Raw genomic sequence first — 317 nt, forward strand, 5'->3', positions numbered from 1 at the left:
TCCGAAGACGACCTGACCCTCATCAGAGAGGGCCGCGACTTCGAACAGGAGTACCGCCTGACCGCCGCCGAGGCCGGCCGGTTCCTGGTCGAAGTCGGCGAACAGCTTCAGGCGGGCGACGAGCTGACCCTTACCGGCGACGAGTGGACGCTACCGTTCGCGTTCGGCGAGCCCGTCGAACTCGAGATCGATTACGAGGGGTATGGCGAACAGGAGCTCGAGATCGAACTCGAGATCCCGGGGACGACCGACGAGACGGCCCCGACCGTCGACTGAGGGGCGCAGCGTCGAGTAACGCCCGAAGAGTATTTGCCGTT

At 65.0% G+C, this 317-nt stretch carries 1 protein-coding gene; it reads left to right on the forward strand.

Annotation, left to right across the window (positions count from 1 at the left end):
* Nucleotides 1-276, forward strand: a 276-nt coding sequence (locus EXE42_RS17470; protein WP_137707110.1) for an amphi-Trp domain-containing protein, incomplete at its 5' end; no start/stop codon positions are given.
* Between the last annotated feature and the right edge of the window lie 41 nt (nucleotides 277-317).

The sequence above is a fragment of the Halorubrum sp. SP3 genome (genome assembly GCF_005435195.1).
In the GTDB taxonomy this organism is placed as follows: domain Archaea; phylum Halobacteriota; class Halobacteria; order Halobacteriales; family Haloferacaceae; genus Halorubrum; species Halorubrum sodomense.